Origin of the sequence: Paramicrobacterium salitolerans, assembly GCF_051513965.1 — a bacterium.
In the GTDB taxonomy this organism is placed as follows: Bacteria; Actinomycetota; Actinomycetes; order Actinomycetales; family Microbacteriaceae; genus Paramicrobacterium.
The window spans coordinates 3,118,560-3,134,069 of sequence record NZ_CP195847.1; the positions used below are offsets into that span (position 1 = coordinate 3,118,560).

The window sequence follows — 15,510 nt, forward strand, 5'->3', positions numbered from 1 at the left end:
GTTCTTGAGTGTCAGTGGGTTGTCGTAGAAGTGCGGCGTGTGGTGAGGGCGCTGACGCCCGAGATGGCGATGGCAGCGGCTACGAGCGTCGCTGCGCCGATGAACGCCGCGGTGAAGCTCATCTCCCCGGCACTCCCTGCGGTCAGGGCGATCCCGGCAAGGACCGCGAGCCCGATTGCGCCGCCGAGGGATTGGGCGGCATTGACCACGCCGCTCAGTAGCCCTGACTCGCCTTCGGCGCTGTCACGGACCGCCATCGTCATACCTGTCACGATGCCGAGACCGAGACCCAGACCGAGGAGGATGAACGCACCGATGTGCTGCCAGGTGAAGGAGGTCGCCGGGTTGAGCGCGATCCACACGAACCCGGCCAGGAGCGCCGTCAGCGATGTCGGTAGTGCCCGTTCGAGACCAATTGTTTTACTCAGCACGGGTGCCAGCACACTGCCCACGATGAGCATCACCGCGATCGGCACCTGAGCGAGTCCCGTCTCCAGCGCGCCCATGCCGAGGACGCCCTGCTGGTAGAGCGGCAGGAAGAAGAACACGCTGGTCAGGGTGCCGCCCAGCAGCATCATCACCGCGGACGCGGTAGACACCGGAATACGGCGGAAAACGCTCAACGGAACAAGCGGATGCGGTGACTTTCGCTCTACCGTGATGAACACCAGAAGGGCTGCCAGTCCTGCCGCCAGGGCGATGAGTGTGATCGGGCTGGTCCAGCCGACCTCTGCGGCGTTGACTGAGCCGAGGGCAAGCGCGGTAATTGCGGCGGTGATGCTCAGCGCGCCCGCGACATCGAAGCGGCCAGCCTTCCCAGGAATCGGCGGAATTGTCTTCCACACCATCGCCATGGCGATGAGACCAAGAGGTACCGGAACCCAGAACACCGATTGCCAGCCAAGCGCCTCGGTGAGCATACCGCCGGCGAAGACGCCGATGAGGCTTCCAGCAGCGGTGACCGCACCCCAGACACCGAGTGCCCGGGTTCGGTCGGTAGCCGTGGTGTAGATCACCAATACCAACGCGAGCGCCGCGGGAATGGTCATTGCCGCGCCCACACCTTGACCGATGCGCCCAACGATGAGCATGGGGCCGCTGAGCGCCAGCGCACACAAAGCTGATGCTGCGACATAGACCGACATGCCGATCAAGAACATCCGTCGCGCTCCGAGAACATCGGCCAAACGACCACCGAGCAGCACGAGACCCGCGACGGCGATGAGATAGCTGTTGGCGATGATCGCCAGCTCTGCCGATGTCAGGCCTAGGCCCTCTCGGATGGTTTGGGCAGCGAGGTTCACCATTGCGCCGTCGAGCACGATGAGGAACATCGATGAAGCCAGAACTGCCAGTGCTGAGCCGCGAGGGATCCGCAGCCCGGTCAAAGATGGATGGATAGTCGTAGTCATCATTTCCTTAGTGAGTGGTCACTACCGAGGGATCAAAAAAAGAGAGGCCGCCCGGTCGGGGGCGCGAACCGTCACGACCCCGAGGCCAGAAATCGGGCCGCCCACGTATCCTCTGCCGCGCGGGCGGGGAGATCCATGGCTGTGGCGACCATGTAGAGCATGCCTGCGGCGAAGAAGTCGTGAGAGGCGTCCTCGCCGACGCCGGGGAGGGCTTCCATTCGCTCGAACACCTCTCGCGTCCAGTCGCGCATGAGATCACGGATCATCGCGTCATCGGATGCGGCATAGCCCTGCAGGAGCATGAACATGATCTCCCGTTCTTCCATGAGCTCTCCCCACGCGTCCGACATTGCATAGAGCGGCTCGCCAGAGGCGGATTCGCCTGCCGCGAGCATGGTCGCCTCGATCTGCTGAAACACCCGCTGCAGCACGGCTACGAATAGCTCGTGCTTCGTCGAGAAGATGCGGAAGATGTTCGGTTGCGAGATACCCACTTCGCGAGCGATGCTCATGGTCGACCCGCCGTGCAGCCCCTTGTGGCTGAACTCGAGCAGTGCCGCTTCAAGGATCTGCTCGCGGCGCTCCTCCATGGGAACGCGGTGGGTCGGACGCTGTGTTTCCATATTTGATAGTGAACACTCACTACGTCTTCCTTGTCAAATCCTCGTCCAGCATCTGTTTCTCAGATTGGAGTGACCGCAGGGATACGTGTCGGTCTTGACTGCGTTCAACGAACGCGAGGGAGATCCTCGTGACGTTCGCCAGACGTTCAGACACTCGTGGTCACCCTTCGCGAGCGTCGTGAATCGCGCCCGGCTCCCCGTCAGGTCTCGATGGGATGGTGCACGCGCCGTCTGCGCAGTCGGCTTCCTGGACATTCGACTCCGACGATGTTGGTTCGGCTGAGAGGAAGACGAGCGGGTCGCGGCTCATGCGTTCGCCGCCTTCTGTAGAGCGTCGAGGTGGGTCTCGACGGGCTGCGCTCCGGAGATGCCCCACGTGCCGTTGAACACGTAGAGTGGTACGCCGCTCGCGCCGAGCGCTCGGAGCCGTTCGGTGTCTCGATCGACGGCGTTGTGGTGTCGGCGGTCGGTGAGCGCTCCTCGTACGGAGTCCGGGTCGAGGCCAGCGTCTTGGGCGAGACCGACGAGCTCCTCGATATCGCCGATATGCCGTCCCTCGGTGAAGTAGGCAGCGAACAGCCGGTGCGTGAGTGCAGCGCGGTCACCGGTGGTGTCGGCGTGGTGGAGGAGTTCGAGTGCGAGGTGAGAGTTCGTCGGGCGGGTGAGGTCGGGGCGATAGCTGACGCCCTCTGCGCGGGCGAGCTCTGAGAGCTGGGCGTTGACCGCGTTGATGCGTTCGCGGTTCGCCCCCGCGTGTTGCGCGATCTGCTGCTCCTTATCGATCTCGATAGGGGCATCCGGGCGGAGCTCAAAGGACCTGTAGGTCACCTCAACTCTGCCCTCGAACAGAGTGACAGCTTTCTCGAACCGGGGGTGGGCGATGAAGCACCACACGCACTGAGGGTCGGACCAGATTTCGACGTGCACGGGCATTGCAACTGCGGTTGTCATGAGTGGTTCCTTTCGTAAAGCGGGCGATCAGTTCTCGTTCTGAGCGGTGAGAATCTCGGTGGTCTGTTCTGCCGAAGCATCGGTGCCCTCTGCGCGCCCTGCGGAGGTGTTCTTGGGCCCGCGGAAGAGAACGAAGATCACCAGGACGGCCATGACCGCGACGCCGACCCACATGGCCTGTTGCCATCCGGCGACGAATGCTTCGTTTGCGGCGGCGAGGATCTGGTCGGCGTGCGCTCCAGCTTCTTGGCTGATCGCGGTGGCGTTGGCGATACCCTCGCGAGCGGTTGCCGCAAGTTCTTCGGGCACGCCGGTGAGTCGTCCTGCGATGGCGTTCTGGTACCCGGCGACGAGCAGGCCTCCGAGAAGCGCGATGCCGAGCGCCGCTCCGAGCTCACGCGTGAGGTCGTTCAAGGCTGATGCGACGCCTTGCTGTTCGCGGGGCAAGGATGAGGTGATCGCTTCGGTGGAGGGTGTCATGGCAAGGCCTGCGCCGAGGCCCATCGCGATCAGTCCGGGGAGCACGCTGAGGTAGCCGCCCTCGGCCGAGACAAGAGCTGCCATGAGCGCGAGGCCGATGGTGGCGATGGTGAGGCCGGTGACCATGGAGGCGCGGGCTCCAATTCGTGCGGCCAGGCGCGGTGCGAGACCGGAGGCGAGCATCATGAGGAGCGCCATGGGCATCATTGCGAGGGTGGAAAGGAGTCCGCTCCAGCCGAGTACGACCTGGAAGAACGGGTACAGCACGAGCAAGACACCGCCCTGCACGCCGAACAACACCAGCAGCAGCGTGGTGCCTGAGGAGAGGCCGCGGGTGCGGAAATGCCGGATGTCCAGCAGGGGGAACGGGGTGCGCAGTTCCCACAGGATGAACAGGGCGGTAGCGAGCACGGCCGCGACCAGCGGAATCAGCACGAGCGGGTCCGTCCACCCCAGGGAGGGGGCTTCGTGCAGGGCGAAGGTGAAGCCGACGGTCGCGACGATCGAGGTCAGGGTGCCGAGTGCGTCGAACCGTCCTGCTGCTCTCTCTCGCGAGTTGGGAATTGCGCGCGCACCGATCAGCGGCGCCGCGATGGTGAGCACGATAGGGAGGGCGAACAGCCACCGCCATGTCGCTACGTCGACGAGCAGCGCGGAGAGGTACATGCCGAGGATGCCACCGCCTCCGGCGACCGCGGTCCATATCCCGATCGCACGGGACCGTTCCTTATCCGGGAAAGACGAGGTGATCACGGATAGCGTGACGGGCATGATTAGCGCCGCCCCGATCCCGCTGAGCAGGCGGGCCACCAGCATGACCTCCATGACCGGGGCGACGGCTGCGGCAACATTCGCGACGCCGAAGACGACTAGGCCCACGATGAAGACGGGCTTGCGGCTCACGCGGTCGCCCAACGCCCCGAGCGGGAGCAGGAGCGCTGCGAGTGTGAGGGTGTAAGTGTTGATGATCCACAGCACTTGCCCCTGTGAAGCATCGAACTCCGTGGCCAGCTGCGGTTGGGCGACGTTGAGGCCGGTCACCGAGGCGACGACGGCCATCAGTGCGATGCAGACGGCCCAGAGAATGGCCCGTCTGCGGCGAGGGTCGTCGATGACGGGCGCAGCATCTGCTGCGTCCGCGTGTGTGATGGAAGCCATAGGGTCGTGTTCCTTTCAAGGATGCGTGCCGCCTGCTGTGTGCGGGCAGCGTGAAGCAGCGCCAAGGTCGTGTGACCTGCGCAAGTAATTGAGAGCGGCGGGTTAGGCGGTTCGTTGGGCGCGGACGATCACGTCACGCAACTGCACCGGAGTGCCGCCAGGGTGCACAGTGCGGGTGTGTTCGTGCACGGTCTCGATCTGCCACTCCGGCGTATCGAACAGGCTGGTGATCGCTTCGGCTGTTGCTGACGCGTTCTCCGGATGCCGGTGGTGACCATCGTGCTGGTGGTCGTGGAGGTGCCCGACGATCAGGAGCGTGCCGCCCGGTGCGACCCAAGAAGAGATGCGTCGGTAGAACGGGAGTTGCCCGATATCGGGGTGGGCGTAGCTCGTGACGACAAGATCCCACGTGCGCTCTGGTTCCCACCGCGAGAGATCCGTCTCGACCCATTCGATCGGCGTGTCTGCATCGGTAGCTGTTGCGCGGGCTTGTGCGGTTGTCAGCGCGGTGTGGGAGATGTCGGCGGCTGTGACCTGCCAGCCTTGTTCGGCAAGCCAGATCGCTTCGGCCCCTGTTCCGCAGCCTGCGTCCAAGGCGGTGCCTGGGTGCAGGTGCGCGGTCTCGGTCGCCAGATAGGGGTTGACCGGGAGCTCGCGCACACCGCTTGATGTAGCGGGGCTCCAGTGGTTCTCCCAGTAGGTCTTGTCGAACTTGGCCATCATGCACCCGCTCGAATGGGTTCGTTCGCAACAGCGCGATCTGCTCTGGCGAACACCATCTCGGTGTTGATCGTCATCGCCACCCGCGCACCGTTCGCAGCCGACTCGCTCACCTGCATGCCGGGATTCACGACATTGCCCGCCGCCCATACGCCGGGCACCGAGGTGTGCCCGGCAGCGTCGGCGACCACGGCGACACCCATCGTGTTCGTAGCGACATCCACGCCCAGGCTTTCCAAGCCGTCGAGGCGGGCACGAGTTGTTGCGGGAACGGCCAGTGCGTCGAGTTCGACCCTTGACCCGTCTTCCACGAGCGCCGCGGTGAGGCGATCATCAGCGACCTCGATGCCAGACACTGCGCCTGGGGCGATCGTGATCCCGAGCGCCCGCACTTTCTCGAGTTGGTCTGCGGGGAAGTCGAGGCCGTTCGGGAGGAACGTCATCTGCTCGCTCCACTGGTGAAACAGCAGGGCCTGCATCGCAGACATCGGCCCGGTTGCGAGCAGTCCGATCCGCTGATCGCGGATCTCCCAGCCGTGACAGTACGGGCAGTGCACCACATCGCGGCCCCACCGCTCCGTAAGACCGGGAATCCCGGGGAGCTCGTCCCGAACACCGGTCGCGATCAACACCTGGGCTGCACGCACCCTCGCGCCATCGTCGAGGGCGAGTGTGAAGCCATCGTCAGCAGTGCCTGACGCCTGCATCACGCTGGCCTGCACGATGCGAGCACCGTACGAAGCAGCCTCGGCGCGCCCCTTTTCCAGAAGGTCAAGCGGGTTCACGCCCTCCTGCCCGAGGAGCCCGTGAGCTGCGGACGCGGGAGCATTTCGGGGTGCGCCACCGTCGATCGCCACGACACTGCGACGCGCACGCGCGAGAATCAGGGCCGCGCTCAGCCCGGCTGATCCTCCTCCGATGATCGCGACGTCGTACACCTGATCGTGTGTGGTGCTCATGGGTTCTCCTCCTGGCATTCGTGATGTCCATACCAGGATGACCCGCAACATCGACTATGGCAATCTTTCTTGCCGAATGGCAAAATAGAGGCATGAGCGAACACCACGACCAGACCCTCGACACGGTAGGCCTCCGCCTGAAGCACCTCAGGCTGAGACGCGACATCACTCTTACCACCCTCGCCGATGAGACGGGCATCTCCACGAGCACCCTCTCGCGGCTTGAAGCCGGGCTGCGGCGACCGACCCTAGAACAGTTGCTTCCCTTGGCGCGCTACTACGGCGTCACGCTCGACTCCCTGGTCGATGCACCCCGCACTGCGAACCCCCGCATCGACCTACGGCCTATGTCCTGCACCGACGGGTCGATCATCATCCCGCTCACCAGACGCCCAGGAGGCATCCAGGCATACAAGTTCGTCCTCCCCACCGGCAGCGACGACACCACTCCAGACCTGCGCTCACACGAAGGATACGACTGGGCGTACGTCCTCAACGGCACACTGCGCCTCGTGCTCGGCGACCAAGACCTGCTCCTTCAAGCGGGCGAAGCAGCCGAGTTCGACACACGAACCCCGCACTGGTTCGGATCCACCAGCACAGGACCCGTCGAATACCTCAGCCTCGTCGGAAGGCATGGCCAACGCGCCCACGTGCGCACAACCGACAGGGAACACCAACACTAACCTTCGCCGAATATGCCTTTCCGAGGAGAGCTCGATGACCTCGACGTCGCGTCGCCCGGGACTGTCAGAAAAACGGTGGATCTGGGACTGGCCTGACCGAAAGGAAAGGCAATGACCCAGATCACCGAGATGATCGATCTTGTGACCGGAGAGATCATCGACGAGAAGCAGATCGCGGAGCAGCTGCTCACGCAAGCGAAGGAGCAAGGCGTCAGCCTCGTCGGGCCGGGAGGCCTGCTGGGCGGGTTGACGAAGACCGTGCTGGAGACCGCACTCGAGGCGGAGATGACCGAGCACCTCGGATACGAGAAGCACCAGGTCACTGACAGTGAGAACGCGCAACGGCACTCGTTCGAAGACGGTGCTCACTGAGGTCGGCCCGGTCGAGATCGAGGTCCCGCGGGATCGGGATGGATCGTTCGAGCCGAAGATCGCCCGTAAGCGGCAGCGCCGGCTGGACGGGATCGACGAGATTGTCCTCTCGCTCACCGCGCGGGGGTTGACCACGGGTGAGGTCGCGGCGCACTTCGATGACGTCTACGGCGCGAGCGTGAGCAAGGACACGATCTCGAAGATCACGGACAAGGTGATCGAGGAGATGACCGAGTGGCAGAACCGGCCGCTGGACCGTGTCTACCCGGTGGTGTTCATCGACGCGATCGTGGTGAAGGTCCGTGACGGGCAGGTCCGCAACAAGCCGTTCTACGTCGCCATCGGCGTCACCACCGCCGGAGAACGCGACATCCTCGGCATCTGGGCCGGCGACGGCGGTGAGGGGGCGAAGTTCTGGCTCGGGGTGCTCACCGAGCTGAAGAACCGTGGCGTCGAAGACGTCTGTATCGTGGTCTGCGACGGCCTCAAGGGGCTGCCGGAGTCGATCACCACGACGTGGGAGTTCGCCGTGGTGCAGACGTGCATCATTCACCTGATCCGCAACACGTTCAAGTTCGCGTCGCGGAAGTACTGGGACCAGATCGCCCGCGACCTGCGACGCGTCTATACCGCGCCGACCGAGGCAGCTGCCAGGGCGAGGTTCGAGGAATTCGCGGAGAAGTGGTGCATCATGTATTCGGCGATCCGCAGGCTCTGGGAGAACGCGTGGAGCGAGTTCATCCCGTTCCTCGACTACGACGTCGAGATCCGCCGCATAATCTGCAGCACGAACGCGATCGAGTCCCTCAACGCCCGTTACCGCCGAGCCGTCCGGGCGCGCGGGCACTTCCCCAACGATGCTGCCGCGCTGAAGTGCCTGTATCTCGTGACCCGGTCACTTGACCCGACCGGCCGGGGTCGGGCACGCTGGGTGACGAGGTGGAAGCCCGCACTCAACGCCTTCGCGATCACCTTCGAAGGCCGAATCAACTAAGAATGCGCCAGGCCAGATCCACCGTTAATCTGACACACCCCGTCGCCCAAGCGTATTTGCACCCGATGACGGTGGCGATCACGTGAGCTGGTCGCCGCACCGATGGACATGAGTCGACGCGGTGACCGCCTGCTCCCACCAATGTCTATGAGACATGCCCCAATCTGCCTCGAGGTAGGAAGTCCTGCACGTCGTCGAGCGCAAGCTCGATGCGGCTGTAGACGCGTGGGTTGAGGAGTAGTGTGCCGTCGAAGTCTCCAGAGGAGGCAAAGACCCCGACGGGAAGCGCGCGTGCTTGGAAGAAGGCAAATAGTGGTCGGAGGACGTGATCGAGAGCGAGTGCGTGGTGCTCGCCGCCGCCGGTCGCGAGGAGAAGGACGGGCTTGTCGGCCAGGGCGTACCGTTCGATGAGGTCGAAGAAGTGTTTGAACAAACCCGTGTAGGAGCCGCGGTAGATTGGGGTTGCGGCGATGAGTAGATCGGCGCGCTCTGTGGCCTTGAGTTCGTCGTCAACGGCGATCGCCACGTCTTCTCGAATGCTCGCATCGGTGAAGCCGGAGCCCAGCCTGTAGACGTCGGTGCGGTGGACATCGATAGAGAGCTTCTGCGATAGCGTGTCGAGCGCGACGTTAGTGAGCCCCATAGTCTTGGACTTTTCGTTCGGGCTACCGTTAACAACCGCGACGCGTAGTTTCCCAGCGTTAGGCATCGCCGAGCTCCCGACGGATGGCCGGCACGACCTCAGCGCCGAGCCGCTCGACGCTCGCGAGAAGGTCACTTTGCGGCATGCTTCCCATCCCCATCTGGAGGATGATGCGGGTGAGCCCGTACATCTCCCGAAATCGGAGGATCTTGTCAATCACCTCGTCGGCGCCCCCGACGACGTAGCTACCGCCAGGGGAGGACCCCGCTTCGAACGCGTCACGAGGCAGCTGCATCCCGCGCCCACGCTGATGGTTATGCTCCATCATGAACTGAGCGAAGTGCGGATACATGGTATCGCGCGCCTGCTTCGGGCTGCTGCCGACGTAACCCCCTACGCTCATGCTAAGCGGAAGCGCTGCGGGATCATGGCCGGAGCGCTCGGCGGCGGCGCGATAGAGCCCCGCCGACTCGCGGAGCATGTTCATCGGGCCGAAGAGGATGGCAAGCGCGAGCGGCAGCCCGAGCATCCCGGTATTGACGGCCGAAGCGGGTGACCCTCCAACAGCCACCCAGATCGGGATGGTGTCGCCGTAGGGCCGAGGGCTGATATCGGCGTCGACCAACGGACTACGCAGGTTGCCCTCCCAGGTGATCGGATTGCGCTCGCGGATTTGCAGGAGAAGATCCAGTTTCTCCCTGAAGAGCTCGGAGTAGTCCGCGAGGTCGTATCCGAAAAGTGGGAACGATTCGGTGTAGGAGCCGCGTCCGGCGATGATCTCCGCCCGGCCGGCAGAGAGAAGGTCGATCGTGGCGAACTGCTCCCACACCCGCACGGGATCATCAGAGCTCAGCACGGTGACAGCGCTGGTAAGACGGATCTGTCGGGTGGCTTCGGCGGCCGCGGCCAGTATGACGGTCGGCGCTGAGCCCACGAAGTCACTGCGATGATGCTCGCCCATGCCAAATACGTCCAGACCAGCCTGATCGGCGACCCTCGCGAGCTCGATCGTCTCCCTCGCCCGCTGATGTGGAGTGCGGATCGTCCCGGTCGCCGGGTCTGCTGTGACTTCGCCGAAGGTCATGATTCCGATTTCAAAGGCCATCGTGTGTTTCCTCTCAGGGGTGGTCTCACGAGTATAAACATGCGTGCGCACGCATCTATTCCGGGAGTCTTAAATAACAGCTAGATTTGTGGCATGCCAACGGATGGGCTCAGCGACCTGGAGGGCGCGGCATGGCGGGGCTTCCTGGTTTCGCACGATCGGATCTGGCGTGAGCTCGGGGAGGGCCTGGCGCCGCTCGGGGTGAGCATGGCCGAGTACAGCGTCCTCGGGCTGCTGGGCGAAGCAGGCCGAAGCGGCCTCCGCTTGAGCGAATTGGCCAAGCGGAGAGGAATGTCAGGTCCCGGCCTCTCTCGCCTCGTCGACCGTCTGGAAAGGCGCGGTCTGGTCGAACGCAAGCGCGCGGTCGGCGATGGTCGGAGTTACGAACTCACCCTCACCCGAGAGGGGAGGTCACTCCTGCGGCTGGCATGGAAACAGCAACACGCCGATATCCGTCGTCTCTTCCTGGGGCGGCTGAACGATGATCAGCTGTCAGCGCTAGCTGACGTGTGGGCGAGCCTTGCAGGCCGCGAAGAAAGCTGAGGGCGGGCGGGACGGCGCGGGGAAGCCATGCGACTGGGTGTGCAGTGACCGGCGCCGCCCCCCAATGCGTCTTCGGCTCCCCGCGGCATCCAACCCGCCGACTTCGAGCGGATCTTCTATGCCTGCCGCCCTGGAGTGCGAATCCGGCGGAACTCGGAGGCGCGATTATCCACCCGGCCCAGGTGTTCTTCCCATTGACGTTATGTACGCGGTCGATGGGTGAGAGGCCTCCGAGAGCGGTATGGGGTCGGTGGTGATTGTAGCCGTGGATCCAGGCCTCGTAGGTGGCGTCGCGAGCGGCATCGGAGGCGAAGTGGCTGGCGTATGCCCATTCGGAGGCGAGCGTGCGCTGGAAGCGTTCAATTTCCCCGTTCGTCTGCGGCCGAGATGGTCGGGTGAACTTGTGCTTCACTGCCTCGCAGAGCGCCTCGTTGAACATGCGTGAGCGATAGCAGGTTCCATTGTCGGTGAGGACGCGCAGGATGGGGATTCCCTGGCTGGCGAAGAACGAGTTCGCGCGCTTCCAGAATCCGGCTGCGGTCTCTTGGCGTTCGTCGCCGAGGATTTCGGAGTAGGCCAGGCGTGAGTTGTCGTCGATCGCGGAGTGGATGAACGAGTACCCGACACCGGTCTTGTTCTTCTTGCCCTTCTGCTGGCCAAGGGTGCGGCGCCCGCCGCCCTCAGGGATGCGGCCGAGCTTCTTCACATCGACATGGACCAAGCCTCCAGGGCGCTCGTATGTCGGAATCGAGACGCTGGACCTGCATGTGGTCCACGATGCCGACGCATTGAGTGACGCTGACACCCACCAGGAGGTCCAACATCTTCGAGAGCGGTTACGTGGAGTCGGTGCCGAGCCAGCGCGTCGGTTCCGGCGGCTGCGCGACGGCGACTATAAGAGAACGCGTTCCCTACGATCTGACATCCTGCCCGAGCGCACAGATCTTGGCATTCACGTTTCTTGATAGATGCTGAGCTAATCACGAATCGTGACGGCCTGCCGCGGTCCTGGGGATCGATCACGACCGCCAACAGGGTCGCTTCGTCCGTGCCGAGCAAAGCGACGACACCCTTTTCACGCCCGGACGACGGCGACGTGGGCGGCATGAGCGCCGACCTCTCGAGCCGGTCGAGTGACTGGCTCGAGAAGGTCGGGGACGTTCACGCACGACCCAAGGTTCAGGTCCTGCAGACCAGACACTTCCGGTATTCCTCTGCGGTGTGTTCAAGCTCCTCGCGAGGCGGTTATCGAGAGCCGATTTTACGATTCATAGCCTCAACCTGCACTATCCGCAACCGATCGTAACTACTCGCCTTCCGGGTCCGACCAGGCAAAGTGCACACCACCGCTGCTTACGACTGTCCAGGAACCGCAGGCAGCTCCTGCCTCAGGAATGGGATCAATCAGCCACTCGGGGTCGAACGGCGGCGGTGTTGTAACGTCCACCACCCTGCAGTGCTCGGAAGCGAACTCTGTCGGGCTTGTCCAACGCATGAGACCTGCGTGACCGTCGAGCTGCGCAATCATGCGAATGTCGGTCGCATCGTCAGGCAGGAATCCCTGGAAGCGGAACGCCTCCCCTGATTCCTGGACGTCGGCAATCGTGTCGAAGTGGAATTCGCGTTCCCCCACCTGAAACGTGTCTTGCACTACGGTGCATCCGCTTACGGTCAGCGCGGCGACTGCGCCGATTGCGCCGACGAGCAGTTTCATTCGAGCGTGCATAGTTTTCGTACCTTTCTGAGTATTGACCAGGTTGTATCGAGGCCGGACGGCCGTTGCGGCGAGGGGGGTTCATCGAGCTGCCATGCCAATCGCCGGTGAAACACGGCCCGCTGTCCGCATGGGGATCGCGGCCGCCAGGATCGAGGCGATGATGACGCCGAAGAAAACGGCAGTGAGCGAGCCGATCGGCGGTGCACCGGCAGACATCCCCAGCGCGTTCAGCGCGAGCAGACCGTAGCCGCTGCCGAAGACGACACCGGTTATCGACCCCAGCGTTGCCGCGAGCGCAGCCTCGATGGCGAGTGAGCGACGCGCACCCGCTCGAGTCATGCCCAGGGCGCGGGTCAGCGCGATTTCTTCGCGCCGCTCGGCGACGGAGAGCGCCAGGGTGACCATGACTCCGACCATTGCCACAATGAGGGTCACGCTGATCATGACGATGCCGATGATCTGGCCGATGAGGAGCGTCTGCTCGATGCCCTCCCGGACGTCGGATGCCCAGAACACGGGCGTGCCGTCGCTGACGCTCTCGAGCACCGCCGAGCGCAGTTCAACAGCGCCCGTTCCCGGAGCGGGATCAACGAGAATGTCGAGCCCGTCGACGCGAACATCCACTGCCGGATGCTCGGTCAGCAGGTCGACAATGGCATCGGGGTCGTCGACAAAGTCGACGGGAATGATCGCAGCGGAGGAGAAGTTGCTCTCCATGTCCTCGCGGGCATCGGCGGTAGCTCCGGCTACGCCGACGACGAGTGCCGCCGTCAGCCCAACCCCCAGCATCAGCACGGTGCTCATGGCAGCCGTGCGGCGGGAGGACCGACGTGCGTTCGATACCGCTACACGGACCGCTCCCGACGACCCGGTCAAGGGTCGAAGGAGTGCCGCGAACCACTGAACGATAAAGGGTCCGATGCACACGAGCGCGACGAAGAGCAGCACACCGCTGAGCGCCGTCAACCCGAGTGCCAGGAACTCGTCGGTGCTCGCCGCGATCGCACCGGCCGCACCGGTGGCGACAGCGCTCAACGCAAGGACACTCGCTGCGACCAGGCGCACAGCTCGTCTGGTCGACCGTGCCTCCGTTGCCCTGGCTGCGCTCAGCGCTGCTATCGGCGAGGCTTTCCCCGCGGCTTTCGCTGCCGGAAGCGCTGCGACAACGGTGGAGAGTGTCGCCAGCACCAGGCACGCAACGAGTGCGAGCGGGGCCGAGTTGAACGCATCCGTCAGCAGACCGCTGGACTGCGCAACGGCAACGAGTCCGGCGGCGAGCGCCCATCCGACCGCGACGCCGAAGATACCGCTGAGCAGGCCGATGCATGCCGCTTCGAACAGCACGAGACGCCGTAACTGCGCGCGGCCCGCACCGACGCATCTCAGCAAAGCGAGTTCGGTCGCCCGACGCGAGAACACCGTCCGGAAGGTAGAGCCGACGATTACGACGGCCGACAGCAGCGCAAGGCCGACGAACACGGTGAGCGCGCCGAACACGCCTACGAGCGTGTCCGTCACCGTTCTCGCCTGGTCGGCTCGTTGTTCTTCGCCGCTGATGACGAGGCTGTCTCCTATCAGCGCGCTCACGGCATCCGGATCCATGTCACCTGCGATGAAGATCTGCACCGGGGTCATCGAGCCGATGGCGACGGCGTCCTCTTCCGTTATGAGCCCGACATCCATGCCGAACTCGTGAATCTGCCCGATGCCGGCGACGACCAGCTCTTGCCCCGCTGCGACGACCGTGTCGCCGACCGAGACCCCTGATCGTTCAGCGGTGCTGACACCGAGGTAGATCTCGCCCGCTTGCAGCGCATCCCCCTCCTCCAGGTCGGGGATGGCGCTGAGAGAGCCGGAACCGGGGTCGCTTGTCAGTTTCCACGTGGACGTCAGACCGCCCGCCTCAACGGAGACGTCTCCCAGGTACTCGACCGCGACTTCGTCAGTCTCGGGCAATGCTGCCACTTGCCCCGCCATATGGGCGACGGCCTCGTTGTCGATGCTTTCAGGGGGAACGACGACAACATCGGTCGCTTCCGGTGTTGTCATTCCGAAGGCGACGAGTGCGGCCCTTGCGTTGATCGCGATAAGGATCGACGACGCTGCGAAGGCGGTTGCGAGCGCGATCGCGAGGCCCATCATCAAGGCCTGTTTTGGCCGTCTCCTGATGCTTCGGACGGCGGTCTGCGGGACGATCATGCGACGGCTCCCGGCTGCGCGCTGATCGCGGCGACGCGCTCGAGCACCGTTTCGCGAGTGGGCTGATTGAGGATGCCCGCCGAACGTCCGTCTTTCAGCAGCACGACTTCGTCTGTGACGGCGGCGGCTGAAGGGTCGTGCGTCACCATGACCACGGTCTGCCCGTAGTCGTCGACGCATGACCTGAGAAGTTCCAGCAGCGCTCCGCCGGATGCGCTGTCCAGTGCGCCGGTCGGTTCGTCGGCAACGATGAGATCCGGGTGGCCGAGCAGGGCTCTCGCCACCGCGACACGCTGGCGCTGCCCTCCCGACAGCTCAGACGGTAAGTGCCGAAGACGGTCACCGATCCCGAGCCGGCCGACAAGTTCAGTGCGCCACGCGCGGTCGGGACGCCGCCCCGCGAGCGATAACCCGAGGTCGATGTTCTCGCCGGCCGTAAGGTGCGGCAGGAGGTTGCCGTCCTGGAACACGAATCCGATCCTGTCGCGCCGGATGGCGGTGAGCGTGGCATCGTCCAAGCCGCCGAGCTCAGTCTCGCCGAGCAGAATCCGACCTGATGTCGCGCGGTCGAGGCCCGCAAGGCAATGCAGCAGGGTCGATTTACCTGAACCGGATGCGCCCATGATCGCGGTGAATTTCCCGGTCTGGAGTTCGATGCTCAGCCCGTCGAGTGCACGCACACGGCTATCGCCGGCGCCGTACTCTCGTACGAGGTCGATCGTTCGCGCCGCGAACCGCGATGTGGGGACAATTTTGGCATGTTGCGGATGACCGTCAGTAGATATCATGTGTCTACTCTCACGCTCACACCACTAGCCTCGCATCGACCGTGAGAACGGCTTGTCGTGCCGCTCATCGGCCCTTCGAACGATATGCACTCGTATCGCGGAGGCGATGTCGTCCACTTAGTAGAATGACTGGGTGACGATGAGGGGGAGAACTGGTAAC

At 64.1% G+C, this 15,510-nt stretch carries 13 protein-coding genes and 2 pseudogenes; 3 read left to right on the top strand and 12 right to left on the bottom strand.

Going from position 1 to position 15,510, the window contains the following annotated elements:
- Nucleotides 1–11 precede the first annotated feature (11 nt).
- The 6 genes from ACSAGD_RS15010 to ACSAGD_RS15035 form a co-directional block, all read right to left on the bottom strand.
- Nucleotides 12–1,415: an MFS transporter gene (locus ACSAGD_RS15010; protein ID WP_437583587.1), complete on the bottom strand. Its 1,404-nt coding sequence runs from the start codon at nt 1,413–1,415 to the stop codon at nt 12–14.
- Between the two features lie 68 nt (nt 1,416–1,483).
- Entirely contained in the window at nt 1,484–2,035 is a 552-nt protein-coding gene (locus ACSAGD_RS15015; RefSeq protein ID WP_437583588.1) for a TetR/AcrR family transcriptional regulator, read from the bottom strand.
- Nucleotides 2,036–2,341: 306 nt separating this feature from the next.
- Complete coding sequence (locus ACSAGD_RS15020; protein ID WP_437583589.1) at nt 2,342–2,986, bottom strand: DsbA family oxidoreductase; 645 nt, start codon at nt 2,984–2,986, stop codon at nt 2,342–2,344.
- A gap of 27 nt (nt 2,987–3,013) precedes the next feature.
- Nucleotides 3,014–4,624 carry a DHA2 family efflux MFS transporter permease subunit gene (locus tag ACSAGD_RS15025; protein WP_437583590.1) on the bottom strand — a complete coding sequence of 537 codons (1,611 nt, stop codon included), beginning with the start codon at nt 4,622–4,624 and terminating at the stop codon, nt 3,014–3,016.
- 102 nt (nt 4,625–4,726) lie between these two features.
- A complete protein-coding gene (locus ACSAGD_RS15030) occupies nt 4,727–5,347 on the bottom strand; it encodes a class I SAM-dependent methyltransferase (protein WP_437583591.1) in 621 nt (206 codons plus the stop codon).
- Nucleotides 5,344–6,303 carry an NAD(P)/FAD-dependent oxidoreductase gene (locus tag ACSAGD_RS15035; RefSeq protein ID WP_437583592.1) on the bottom strand — a complete coding sequence of 320 codons (960 nt, stop codon included), beginning with the start codon at nt 6,301–6,303 and terminating at the stop codon, nt 5,344–5,346. Before ACSAGD_RS15035 ends, ACSAGD_RS15030 begins: the two co-directional genes overlap by 4 nt.
- A gap of 92 nt (nt 6,304–6,395) precedes the next feature.
- Between ACSAGD_RS15035 and ACSAGD_RS15040 the strand changes: the two genes are divergently transcribed.
- Both ACSAGD_RS15040 and ACSAGD_RS15045 read left to right on the top strand, forming a co-directional pair.
- Nucleotides 6,396–6,989: a helix-turn-helix domain-containing protein gene (locus ACSAGD_RS15040; protein WP_437583593.1), complete on the top strand. Its 594-nt coding sequence runs from the start codon at nt 6,396–6,398 to the stop codon at nt 6,987–6,989.
- A 129-nt stretch (nt 6,990–7,118) separates the two neighbouring features.
- Nucleotides 7,119–8,355: pseudogene (locus tag ACSAGD_RS15045) on the top strand (IS256 family transposase).
- Nucleotides 8,356–8,500: 145 nt separating this feature from the next.
- Here ACSAGD_RS15045 and ACSAGD_RS15050 read toward each other — a convergent pair.
- Together ACSAGD_RS15050 and ACSAGD_RS15055 are read right to left on the bottom strand one after the other, a co-directional pair.
- The gene (locus ACSAGD_RS15050; protein ID WP_437583594.1) at nt 8,501–9,064 is read right to left on the bottom strand and encodes an NAD(P)H-dependent oxidoreductase; all 564 of its coding nucleotides are present in this window, start codon (nt 9,062–9,064) and stop codon (nt 8,501–8,503) included.
- Complete coding sequence (locus ACSAGD_RS15055) at nt 9,057–10,103, bottom strand: LLM class flavin-dependent oxidoreductase (RefSeq protein WP_437583595.1); 1,047 nt, start codon at nt 10,101–10,103, stop codon at nt 9,057–9,059. The genes ACSAGD_RS15050 and ACSAGD_RS15055 overlap by 8 nt, the downstream gene beginning before the upstream one ends.
- A gap of 207 nt (nt 10,104–10,310) precedes the next feature.
- Here ACSAGD_RS15055 and ACSAGD_RS15060 point away from each other — a divergent pair, with 207 nt between their 5' ends.
- Nucleotides 10,311–10,646, top strand: a complete 336-nt coding sequence (locus tag ACSAGD_RS15060; protein WP_437585192.1) for a MarR family winged helix-turn-helix transcriptional regulator — start codon at nt 10,311–10,313, stop codon at nt 10,644–10,646.
- Nucleotides 10,647–10,827: 181 nt separating this feature from the next.
- Here ACSAGD_RS15060 and ACSAGD_RS15065 read toward each other — a convergent pair.
- From ACSAGD_RS15065 to ACSAGD_RS15080, 4 genes and pseudogenes are all read right to left on the bottom strand, one after another.
- Nucleotides 10,828–11,376 (bottom strand): annotated as a pseudogene (locus ACSAGD_RS15065) (integrase core domain-containing protein); the annotation flags it as partial.
- Nucleotides 11,377–11,952: 576 nt separating this feature from the next.
- On the bottom strand, nt 11,953–12,360 hold the full coding sequence (locus tag ACSAGD_RS15070) for a hypothetical protein (RefSeq protein ID WP_437583596.1): 408 nt from the start codon (nt 12,358–12,360) through the stop codon (nt 11,953–11,955).
- Between the two features lie 81 nt (nt 12,361–12,441).
- Nucleotides 12,442–14,562, bottom strand: a complete 2,121-nt coding sequence (locus tag ACSAGD_RS15075) for an FtsX-like permease family protein (RefSeq protein WP_437583597.1) — start codon at nt 14,560–14,562, stop codon at nt 12,442–12,444.
- Nucleotides 14,559–15,242: an ABC transporter ATP-binding protein gene (locus tag ACSAGD_RS15080; RefSeq protein ID WP_437583598.1), complete on the bottom strand. Its 684-nt coding sequence runs from the start codon at nt 15,240–15,242 to the stop codon at nt 14,559–14,561. Before ACSAGD_RS15080 ends, ACSAGD_RS15075 begins: the two co-directional genes overlap by 4 nt.
- Between the last annotated feature and the right edge of the window lie 268 nt (nt 15,243–15,510).

What these genes read in the sequence shown, in the direction of transcription:
- ACSAGD_RS15010 (WP_437583587.1), bottom strand. Translation starts at nt 1,415, where the DNA reads ATGATGACTACGACTATCCATCCATCTTTGACCGGGCTGCGGATCCCT.
- ACSAGD_RS15015 (WP_437583588.1), bottom strand. Translation starts at nt 2,035, where the DNA reads ATGGAAACACAGCGTCCGACCCACCGCGTTCCCATGGAGGAGCGCCGC.
- ACSAGD_RS15020 (WP_437583589.1), bottom strand. Translation starts at nt 2,986, where the DNA reads ATGACAACCGCAGTTGCAATGCCCGTGCACGTCGAAATCTGGTCCGAC.
- ACSAGD_RS15025 (WP_437583590.1), bottom strand. Translation starts at nt 4,624, where the DNA reads ATGGCTTCCATCACACACGCGGACGCAGCAGATGCTGCGCCCGTCATC.
- ACSAGD_RS15030 (WP_437583591.1), bottom strand. Translation starts at nt 5,347, where the DNA reads ATGATGGCCAAGTTCGACAAGACCTACTGGGAGAACCACTGGAGCCCC.
- ACSAGD_RS15035 (WP_437583592.1), bottom strand. Translation starts at nt 6,303, where the DNA reads ATGAGCACCACACACGATCAGGTGTACGACGTCGCGATCATCGGAGGA.
- ACSAGD_RS15040 (WP_437583593.1), top strand. Translation starts at nt 6,396, where the DNA reads ATGAGCGAACACCACGACCAGACCCTCGACACGGTAGGCCTCCGCCTG.
- ACSAGD_RS15050 (WP_437583594.1), bottom strand. Translation starts at nt 9,064, where the DNA reads ATGCCTAACGCTGGGAAACTACGCGTCGCGGTTGTTAACGGTAGCCCG.
- ACSAGD_RS15055 (WP_437583595.1), bottom strand. Translation starts at nt 10,103, where the DNA reads ATGGCCTTTGAAATCGGAATCATGACCTTCGGCGAAGTCACAGCAGAC.
- ACSAGD_RS15060 (WP_437585192.1), top strand. Translation starts at nt 10,311, where the DNA reads ATGGCCGAGTACAGCGTCCTCGGGCTGCTGGGCGAAGCAGGCCGAAGC.
- ACSAGD_RS15070 (WP_437583596.1), bottom strand. Translation starts at nt 12,360, where the DNA reads ATGAAACTGCTCGTCGGCGCAATCGGCGCAGTCGCCGCGCTGACCGTA.
- ACSAGD_RS15075 (WP_437583597.1), bottom strand. Translation starts at nt 14,562, where the DNA reads ATGATCGTCCCGCAGACCGCCGTCCGAAGCATCAGGAGACGGCCAAAA.